Raw genomic sequence first — 8,650 nt, forward strand, 5'->3', positions numbered from 1 at the left:
AACCCATGGATTCCAAGTCCGAAACCCTGTGCAGCCGCAATAAAACAAACCCATGCTGATACAGAACCAAGGATTTCAGGTCAACGGAATAGCAAAGCAATTTCAACCGATTGTGACCAGTTTCAAATGTAACTCCATCTCTGTTGTCATTCCCCGCGTCATGACATTACGTTGACACGAAAGATGCGCCGCTGCTCAGTGGGTGGCGCGATGAAAGGGTTACAGATGACGTCCTTCGCCACCTTCCATGATCTTGCGGATACCTCTGTGTTCATCACCGGCGGTGGCTCGGGCATCGGGGCCGCTTTGACCGAGGGCTTTCTGGCGCAAGGGGCCAAGGTTGCCTTTGTGCAGCGGTCGGATGCCAGTGAGTTTGTTGCACAGATTTCTGGCAAATATGTACATGATCCGCTGTGCCTGCCTTGTGACATCACGGACATTGCTGCGCTGACCGATGCGATGCACACCGCGGCCCGGGCGCACGGACCAATCACGCGGCTGATCAACAATGCCGCCAATGACACCCGCCAGGACATCGTGGACACCACCGTTCGGGACTGGGACGCAAGCCAGAACGTCAACCTGCGCCCGCATTTCTTCACCGCGCAGACCGCCGCCCCGATGATGAAAGCTGCGGGCTATGGCTCTATCGTGAATTTCTCGTCGATTTCCTACATGATGGGGATGGCAGGCATGGCGGGTTATGTGACGGCCAAGGCGGCGGTGACGGGTCTGACCCGTGCATTGGCGCGCGAGCTTGGGCCGGACCAGATTCGCGTGAATGCGGTGATGCCCGGCTGGGTTCTGACACAGCGGCAGATGGACCTGTGGGCCACGCCCGAAGATCTGGCTGCACACCTGGCGCGGCAATGTCTGCCCGAGCACCTGGCCCCACGCGACATTGTCGATGCGGTGTTGTTCCTGTCCTCGCAGGCCAGCCGCATGATGACGGGGCAGGCGATGGTTGTAGACGGCGGCGTGGCGGTGTCGGGATGAACGTTGACTGGATCGCGGTCGATTGGGGGACGACCCACCTGCGCCTGTGGCTGATGGCGGCGGACGGCTCTGTGCTGGACGCCCGGCACAGCGATCGCGGCATGGGCGCGCTGACCCCGTCAGACTATGAACCGGCGCTGCTGGCGCTGTGCGAAGATGTTCTGGGGCAGGGACCGGTTCCGGTGATTGTGTGCGGCATGGCCGGTGCGCGGCAGGGCTGGGCCGAGGCACCCTATACAAACGTGCCCTGCACCCCGCCCGATGCACAGACAGCGTTGCAGGTTCCAACGCAGGACTCGCGGTTGCAGGTCCACATCCTGCCCGGTGTCAGCCAGCGCAGCCCCGCCGATGTGATGCGTGGCGAAGAGACCCAGATCAAGGGGGTGATCGCCACTCAGGACGGGTTCGACGGCATCGCCTGTCTGCCCGGCACCCACACCAAATGGGCGCACCTGAGCGCGGGCGAGATCGTCAGCTTTCAGACCTTCATGACGGGCGAGCTGTTTGCCCTGCTGTCTCGGCAATCGGTGTTGCGCCATTCCGTGGCCGCTGACGGCTGGGATGACGTTGCTTTCGCCGATGCCGTGGACGCGGCGATCAGCCGCCCGCAGGCCATTGCCGCCAGGCTGTTCGGTTTGCGCGCCGAGGCCTTGCTGGACGGGTTGGACGGGGCAACCGCACGCGCGCGCCTGTCGGGTCTTTTGATCGGGATCGAACTGGCCGCCGCCAAACCCTACTGGCTGGGCCAGCAGGTCGCGGTGATCGGCGCCGCCGCATCCGCCGACGCCTATCAGACTGCCCTGACAGCGCAGGGCGTGCCTGTCCTGCGTCTGGACCCCACCGAAATGACATTGGCAGGCTTGTGCGCCGCCCATGCAGAACTGGAGCGCACATGAGCCGCAACATCATCGCCATCCTGCGTGGCATCACCCCGCCCGAGGCCTTGCCCGTCTGCGAGGCGCTGATCGCGGCGGGGGTGACCAAGATCGAGGTGCCGCTGAATTCGCCCGATCCCTTTGACAGCATCGGGCAAATGCAGGCCGAATTCGGGCATGCCGCCGTGATCGGCGCAGGCACCGTGCTGAGCGTTGCCGATGTCGAGCGGCTGGCGGACATTGGCGCGCAGATGGTCGTGTCGCCGGATTGCAACATCGCGGTGATCGCGGCCACCAAGGGGGCGGGCATGTTGTCCTATCCGGGGTGTTTGACGCCCACCGAGTGTTTTGCCGCGCTGGCCACGGGGGCCGACGGGATCAAGATTTTCCCGTCCTTCCTGCTGGGCACCAAGGGCTTGCAAGCCCTGCGCGCGGTGCTGCCCGAAACCGCGCAGGTCTTTGCTGTGGGCGGCGTGGGGGCCGAGCACTTTGGCGATTGGCTGGCGGTGGGGGCGAACGGTTTTGGCATCGGCACGGCGCTCTATGCCCCGGGCATGTCGGCGCAGGACGTGCGGGCCCGCGCCGCGGGCATCGTCGCGGCATATGATCTGGCGAAAGAGGGCCTATAAATGGATATTTTCAGCGACACCGTCTGCACGCTTGGCGAAGGCCCGTTGTGGCACCCTGAACGCAAACAACTGTTCTGGTTTGATATCGTGGGCAAAAAGCTGTTGAGCCGCACAGCGGCAGGCGAACAGGTCTGGTCGTTCGACGATCACGTCTCGGCTGCTGGCTGGATCGACAGGACACGGCTTTTGATTGCCTCGGAACGGGCGCTCTTTACCTTTGACGTGGACACCGGCGCGCAAGACCATGTTGTCGCGCTGGAGGCTGACAATTCCGTTACACGGTCCAATGACGGCCGCGCCGACCCGCAGGGCGGCTTTTGGATCGGCACAATGGGCAAGGAAAAAGAACGCAAGGCGGGCGCGATCTATCGCTATTATCGCGGCGAGTTGCGCAAGCTGGTCGATCAGGTGACCGTCAGCAACGCCATCTGTTTCAGCCCTGACGGCCGCCACGCCTATTACGCCGACACGGTGACACAGCGGATCATGCGCACGGCGCTGGACAGCGATGGCTGGCCATCGGGCGAAGCCGAGGTTTTTGTCGATCTGCGCGCGGACGGCGTGTTTCCCGACGGGGCAGTGGTGGACGCCACGGGGCATTTGTGGAGTGCGCAATGGGGGGCCAGCCGCGTTGCCTGTTACACGCCCGACGGAGGTTTTGTGCGGGCGTTTGACGTGCCCGCGGTTCAGGCCTCGTGCCCCAGCTTCGGCGGGGATGATCTGCGAACGCTTTATGTGACCTCTGCCGCCGTGAACCGCGACGGCGCGGCCGAGCCGCAGGCGGGCATGACCTTTACCATGCCGATGGATGTGACAGGGCAGGCCGAGCATCGCGTGATCCTGTAGGCCGACCGCGATCATGGCGCGCCAAAAGGGAACTTCGCACCCCTTTGCTGCGTTGCAGTATCATGGTCTGTCTGCCAGGGCGCTTTGCTTTGGTGCATACCGGCCTGCGCCCTGCGCGGGAAAACCGATGTCATAGGCGGACAGATGCAAGCGAACACAGCTCCCGATCTTCAAACCGACGCAACGCCGCTGAAGGCACATGTGTTGGTGAACCTTAAATCCGGGCGCGGGTCGGGCCAGCCTGACATGCAGGACCTGGAACGCGCCTTCAGGGAGCATGGGATTGACGCGCATGTCATCCGGCTCTCTCCCGGCGATGACATCCCGGCCCGTGCCGCGCAGTTGGCGCGCGATGGGGCGGAGCTGGTGGTGGCTGCAGGCGGGGATGGCACAATTTGCGGTGTCGCCTCGGGCCTTGTGGGCACGCAGACGGTGATGGGGGTCATCCCGCTGGGCACGTTCAACTATTTCGGACGCTCGCTGAACATCCCCGAAACCGCGCCCGAGGCCATCGAGGTGATTGCACGCAACCGGCCCAAGGAATTGCCGGTTGGGCTCATCAACGACCGTGTGTTTCTGAACAATGCGAGCCTGGGGATCTATCCGCAAATCCTGCGGACCCGTGAAACCGTCTATGCCCGCTGGGGTCGCAGCCGCGTGGCCGCATATTGGTCGGTCCTGAAAACCATGGTACGCCTGCCGCGCAGGCTCAAACTGCAGGTCACGATCGATGGCGAAACCCGCGAGATCAAGACATCGCTGTTGTTCGCGGTCTCGAATGCCTTCCAGCTTGAACAGATGGGGCTTGAGGGCACCGAGTGTATCGAGGCGGGACAGCTGGCCGTGCTGATTGCGCCGAACAGGGGACGTATGGGACTGTTGAAAAATGGCATTGCACTGATGCTGGGGCTGGCACAGCGCGATCAGGACTTTGACCTGCTGTGCGCCCAAAGCCTGCATATCACGTGCAAGCGCAAGTCGTTGCTGATCGCGCGTGACGGAGAGCGGACGCGGATCAGGGGGCCGTTCGATCTGGAACTGCGCCAGGGGGCGCTGAAGGTTTTGACACCGGGTGGTGAGGACGGGGTGGTGCGTTGAAACGGATTATCCACCTGTCAGACTTGCATTTTGGCCGAGACCGCCCCGAACTGATGGCGCCATTGCTGGAACGGATCAACGGACTGGATGCCGATCTGGTGGCGATCTCGGGTGATTTGACGCAGCGCGCGCGCGACCAGCAGTTTCAGCAGGCCCGCACCTTTATCGATGCCATCGACGCGCCGACACTGGTGGTGCCGGGCAATCACGACACGCCGCTTTACAACTTTTTTGAACGTCTCTTCTGGCCGTTCCGCCGGTATCGCCGCTGGATTTGCCGCGACCTGCAACCGGTTCTGCACAGCCCGGAAGCCTCGGTTGTGGGGATCAATTCGGTCAATCCGCTGGGCATTCAGCGCGGTTGGTTCAGCCCCCGTGATATCCGCCGGGTGCGGCGCGGGTTCCGCGATGCCGCCGAAGGGGCCTTGCGCATCGTCGTGGTGCATCATCCGCTTGAGCATTTGCCGGGCGAGCAAAAGAAGCTGATGCGCGGCGCGCACACGGCGATCAAGGCGCTGGGCGACGCGGGCACCGATATCGTCCTGTCAGGGCATCTGCACAGTTGGCGCGCCGAAACCTTTGCCCGCATCGAAGATCACCGCGGCGTCATTCAGGTTCATGCCGGCACCGGCCTGTCGAACCGTGTGCGCGGAGAGCCGAACGATTTCAACCTTCTGCATCTGGACGGGGACCGCGTGCACGTCGAACGCTTTGCCGCGGTGGACAGCACCCGCAGTTTCGACCACCACCAGAAATCCAGCTTTCAACGCGACACGGATGGCTGGACCCAATGCAGCGACGCAATACCACAGGAGTAGACGATGTTCGACTGGATCACCGGTGTGATCGAAAGCAGCGGGCTTTGGGGTGTATTCCTGCTGATGCTCGGGGAGAACGTGTTTCCACCTATCCCGTCCGAAGTGATCATGCCCCTGGGCGGCTTTCTGGTGCAGCAGGGCACTCTGTCAATGATCGGTGTGATCGCGGCAGGCAGCCTCGGATCATTGCTGGGCACGACCCTGTGGTACTGGGCGGCACAGGCCCTGGGCGAGGCGCGCCTGCGCCAGTTGATCATCCGCCACGGGCGCTGGCTGACCCTGTCCGAGGCCGATTTCGACCGCGCCCGCGACTGGTTCAACCGGCATGGCAACTGGGCGGTGCTGATCGGGCGGATGATTCCCGGCGTGCGGACGCTGATTTCCGTGCCTGCGGGGCTGACGGATATGCCGCTTGCGCGGTTTCTGGCGCTGTCGCTGCTGGGCAGTGTCTTGTGGGTCAGCCTGCTGACCGGGGCAGGCTACGCGTTGGGGAGCCAGTACGAACGGGTGTCGAACTGGGTCAACCCGGTGACCAATGTGCTGCTGGGTGGTTTGTTGGTGCTGTACCTGTACCGCCTCGTTGCGCAGAAGGGCAGATAGGGTCTGGCAAGGCTCTGCCGGACAGCCCGATGGCGTGCACATGCTTTGTGGTTTTCAACAATAAATGGATTGTGGAGGCGAGTACCGGAATCGAACCGGTGTACACGGATTTGCAATCCCTGTACGACGCCTTTCGTGCCCCCTTTCCATTTATCCTTTAGGTTGAGTTGTTACCTTCTATGCCCTTGTATTACCTTATATAACCTTTAGTGACCCGATGTACCTCTGTCGCATTCCGACGCATTAAAAAGCTTGCAAGCGCACGCTTTCTGTGGCTATTTCGTGGCCACATACACACATCAAGGAACTGACAAATGAAACTGACAACAGCCGCCATCCTGGCGTTCACCATACTGACGACACCCGCCAGCGCATTCGACGGCGCGGTGATGATCAAAACCGGCCCCATGGTGAAGGCCGAGACGGCGGGCATATTGGGCGCGCGCATCACGGGGCAGGCCAAGTTCTGCACGTCTGAAATCAAGCTGGACGAAATCGACACGGCGGAAATCAACCGCCTTGCGGGTGTTTACGCTGCTATGGGTGCGGGGATCGCAGACCAGACCACACGGGAAAAGATCGCGGCGCGGGCGCAGGTCATGAACGGTAGTTTTCACGCCGCGAAATGGCCCCGCACATGGCGGGCTTTCGAATGCCAATCCTTGCACGCAACCGCCGTCAATTTCGGCCTTATGGTCACCCGCGCACCCACGGAAAGCGAACGCGACGAACTCAAAATGCTGGCGGCGCTGCACGACAACAATTGCTTTTATGAGGGTAAATTGCCCGCTGACCGCGAAGCCTTGTGGCGGTTTCTGGCGATGCCCCGCCACGACTATTTGACCGCCGTTCTGGACGTTGACGCCACGATCGAACTTCTGGACGCGGGCGCAACCATGGGAACGTCCGACGACTTCGATTGCGACCGGCTGGGCGCATTCGGTGCGAAGCTGGAAACCGCGCAATGAAACGGGAATTCACGCCCAAATGGCTGGATGCGGTCTTGTGCCCGCCTGAAAAGGCACGGGTGATTTTCACCGACAGCATGGCGGGTGGCCTTCGTTTGCGGGTCACGCCGAACAGTAAAACGTTCGTCGTCGATTACACTGTCGAGGGCAAACGCAAGACTTACAAAATTGGGAAATATCCCGAGGTGAAACTAAAAACGGCGCGTGAGGTGGCCCGTTCTGTCACGGACGGGGCGGCAAGGGGTGTGGACCCGAACGCCGCGCCAGTGCCCACTATCGCCCCCCCAACCGTCGCCGACATGCTGGCCAAATACGACACCATGAAGCTGTCGCGGTTGCGTGGTCGGGAAGAGGTCAAACGCTGTCTGAACAAGGAACTGGCCGCCCACCTGTCGCGGCCCATTGCCGACGTGACGCGGTTTGATTTGAACGAAATTGTTGACCTTGTGAAATTGCGTTCCAGCGACGCACGGTCGAACCGTGTTCGGGCGTATATTCGGGCGTTTTTTAACTGGGCGGACACACGGGTGGAATTGGTGGCTAATCCAGCCGACAGGATGGCGAACCCCGAAAAAGAACACCACCGCGACCGAAAACTTACCGTCAAAGAGGTGCAGGCAATTTACAACACCGGTTTACCGATTGTTCAAATGCTGGTCCTGACCGCCGCGCGCCGATCTGAAATCGCTGACCTGAAATGGTCCGAAGTGGTCGACGGTTGGATACAATTGTCAGAGGATCGCACAAAAAACGGCAAACCCCACGTGATACCGCTGTCACCCGAGGCGATGGCGATCATAGAGGCCCAACCACGGACGAGCGATTACGTTTTCGCCGACCGCGTGCTGAACAGGGTAAAGGCCAGTTTGCCGGTGTTCGATACAGGCGACTATCGCCTGCACGATCTGCGCCGCGCATTCGCCACCCACAGCACCGAACGGGGTGCCCGCGTGGAAGTCGTGGAACTGTGTCTTGGCCACAGCCTTGGCAACGTTCTGGGGCGGATCGTGGCAACCTACAACCAAGCCGAACTGTTGGACGCCCGCCGTTCGGTTCTTGAAAGCTGGTCGCGCCTGATCACCGGCGTTGAAACGAACGTCATTCAGATAGGAAACAGAAGATGAAATACGTATCACTGCCCGAGTTTTGCCGACAGATCGGCATTCACCCCGCCACAATGTACCGTTGGTTGGCTGACCCCGAAAGCGGTTGGGCGCTGGCACCCGTCAAACGTAACGGTCGGAACTATTTCGTGCAATCACAAGCCACCGCAGCCCATGAAGCGATGATGAAATGACCTGATCGCCTTCCGCCGCATGGCGACGATAGAGGCACAGAAGGCCGCCGAACGGGGCATTCGGTCGTGGTGTGTTGCGGTCGTGTCAGGAGTAGGCGGCGTGCTGTTGGACCTTGCAGCGGGTCGTTCACTCTCCATAGATCAATACCGCCGCAACCAGTTCAATCTGCACGGTGTGGGCATTCGCCGGATAATTGAAGGCGGTTAGGTCAGCGGGCTACCGTCGGACGGGATTGCAGCACTGGCCAGCGCCAGGCAGTCAGAATGTAGGTGCGCCAGACGATCACATCGCACCCGACAGCCTTTCCGCCGCGACGTCGACATACAATCGTCGTTGTCGTCGATCAGGGCGGGGCGCCGGTTGTGGGCCCAGCCTAGCAGATCAGCCTCCAATTACAGCGACCTTTTCCGGTTTTCGTCGTTACCGCGGTAATCCCCCCGTTTTTGCGGGGGCTTGGTCGTAGAATTTACGCGGCCATTCTCAGTTTCTGGGCGGGGGTCATCCCGCCGTTGCCCATGTTTG

At 61.4% G+C, this 8,650-nt stretch carries 10 protein-coding genes and 1 tRNA gene; 10 read left to right on the top strand and 1 reads right to left on the bottom strand.

Features of this window, described 5'->3' with window-relative positions; genetic code table 11:
- Positions 1-225 precede the first annotated feature (225 nt).
- The 7 genes from BUC08_RS07885 (at position 226) to BUC08_RS07915 (ending at position 5,862) form a co-directional block, all read left to right on the top strand.
- On the top strand, positions 226-996 hold the full coding sequence (locus tag BUC08_RS07885; protein ID WP_037925546.1) for an SDR family NAD(P)-dependent oxidoreductase: 771 nt from the start codon (positions 226-228) through the stop codon (positions 994-996).
- A complete protein-coding gene (locus BUC08_RS07890) occupies positions 993-1,892 on the top strand; it encodes a 2-dehydro-3-deoxygalactonokinase (protein WP_037925548.1) in 900 nt (299 codons plus the stop codon). Before BUC08_RS07885 ends, BUC08_RS07890 begins: the two co-directional genes overlap by 4 nt.
- Complete coding sequence (locus BUC08_RS07895; RefSeq protein ID WP_037925549.1) at positions 1,889-2,500, top strand: 2-dehydro-3-deoxy-6-phosphogalactonate aldolase; 612 nt, start codon at positions 1,889-1,891, stop codon at positions 2,498-2,500. Before BUC08_RS07890 ends, BUC08_RS07895 begins: the two co-directional genes overlap by 4 nt.
- Positions 2,501-3,346 (top strand): SMP-30/gluconolactonase/LRE family protein, encoded by an 846-nt coding sequence (locus tag BUC08_RS07900; RefSeq protein ID WP_037925551.1) that lies wholly within the window; start codon positions 2,501-2,503, stop codon positions 3,344-3,346.
- A gap of 144 nt (positions 3,347-3,490) precedes the next feature.
- A complete protein-coding gene (locus tag BUC08_RS07905; RefSeq protein WP_051694240.1) occupies positions 3,491-4,444 on the top strand; it encodes a diacylglycerol/lipid kinase family protein in 954 nt (317 codons plus the stop codon).
- On the top strand, positions 4,441-5,262 hold the full coding sequence (locus BUC08_RS07910; protein ID WP_037925553.1) for a metallophosphoesterase family protein: 822 nt from the start codon (positions 4,441-4,443) through the stop codon (positions 5,260-5,262). The genes BUC08_RS07905 and BUC08_RS07910 overlap by 4 nt, the downstream gene beginning before the upstream one ends.
- Before the next feature lie 3 nt (positions 5,263-5,265).
- Positions 5,266-5,862 (top strand): DedA family protein, encoded by a 597-nt coding sequence (locus BUC08_RS07915; protein WP_037925554.1) that lies wholly within the window; start codon positions 5,266-5,268, stop codon positions 5,860-5,862.
- A gap of 72 nt (positions 5,863-5,934) precedes the next feature.
- On the opposite strand, the gene BUC08_RS24575 is transcribed toward BUC08_RS07915, so the two are convergent.
- Positions 5,935-6,002, bottom strand: a tRNA-Cys gene (locus BUC08_RS24575).
- A gap of 174 nt (positions 6,003-6,176) precedes the next feature.
- On the opposite strand from BUC08_RS24575, the gene BUC08_RS07920 reads away from it, so the two are divergent.
- Genes BUC08_RS07920 through BUC08_RS24580 form a run of 3 tightly spaced genes read left to right on the top strand, consistent with a single transcriptional unit; the run spans position 6,177 to position 8,127 of the window.
- On the top strand, positions 6,177-6,830 hold the full coding sequence (locus BUC08_RS07920; protein WP_037925556.1) for a hypothetical protein: 654 nt from the start codon (positions 6,177-6,179) through the stop codon (positions 6,828-6,830).
- The gene (locus BUC08_RS07925) at positions 6,827-7,954 is read left to right on the top strand and encodes a tyrosine-type recombinase/integrase (RefSeq protein ID WP_037925558.1); all 1,128 of its coding nucleotides are present in this window, start codon (positions 6,827-6,829) and stop codon (positions 7,952-7,954) included. Before BUC08_RS07920 ends, BUC08_RS07925 begins: the two co-directional genes overlap by 4 nt.
- Positions 7,951-8,127 carry a hypothetical protein gene (locus BUC08_RS24580; protein WP_156024888.1) on the top strand — a complete coding sequence of 59 codons (177 nt, stop codon included), beginning with the start codon at positions 7,951-7,953 and terminating at the stop codon, positions 8,125-8,127. Before BUC08_RS07925 ends, BUC08_RS24580 begins: the two co-directional genes overlap by 4 nt.
- Positions 8,128-8,650 lie beyond the last annotated feature (523 nt).

This window comes from Pseudosulfitobacter pseudonitzschiae, assembly GCF_900129395.1.
Taxonomy (GTDB): Bacteria; Pseudomonadota; Alphaproteobacteria; order Rhodobacterales; family Rhodobacteraceae; genus Pseudosulfitobacter; species Pseudosulfitobacter pseudonitzschiae.

Bases quoted from the DNA above. Each gene is read 5' to 3' on its own strand.
- BUC08_RS24580 (WP_156024888.1), top strand. From the start codon at position 7,951: ATGAAATACGTATCACTGCCCGAGTTTTGCCGACAGATCGGCATTCAC.
- BUC08_RS07905 (WP_051694240.1), top strand. From the start codon at position 3,491: ATGCAAGCGAACACAGCTCCCGATCTTCAAACCGACGCAACGCCGCTG.
- BUC08_RS07920 (WP_037925556.1), top strand. From the start codon at position 6,177: ATGAAACTGACAACAGCCGCCATCCTGGCGTTCACCATACTGACGACA.
- BUC08_RS07915 (WP_037925554.1), top strand. From the start codon at position 5,266: ATGTTCGACTGGATCACCGGTGTGATCGAAAGCAGCGGGCTTTGGGGT.
- BUC08_RS07890 (WP_037925548.1), top strand. From the start codon at position 993: ATGAACGTTGACTGGATCGCGGTCGATTGGGGGACGACCCACCTGCGC.
- BUC08_RS07900 (WP_037925551.1), top strand. From the start codon at position 2,501: ATGGATATTTTCAGCGACACCGTCTGCACGCTTGGCGAAGGCCCGTTG.
- BUC08_RS07885 (WP_037925546.1), top strand. From the start codon at position 226: ATGACGTCCTTCGCCACCTTCCATGATCTTGCGGATACCTCTGTGTTC.
- BUC08_RS07925 (WP_037925558.1), top strand. From the start codon at position 6,827: ATGAAACGGGAATTCACGCCCAAATGGCTGGATGCGGTCTTGTGCCCG.
- BUC08_RS07895 (WP_037925549.1), top strand. From the start codon at position 1,889: ATGAGCCGCAACATCATCGCCATCCTGCGTGGCATCACCCCGCCCGAG.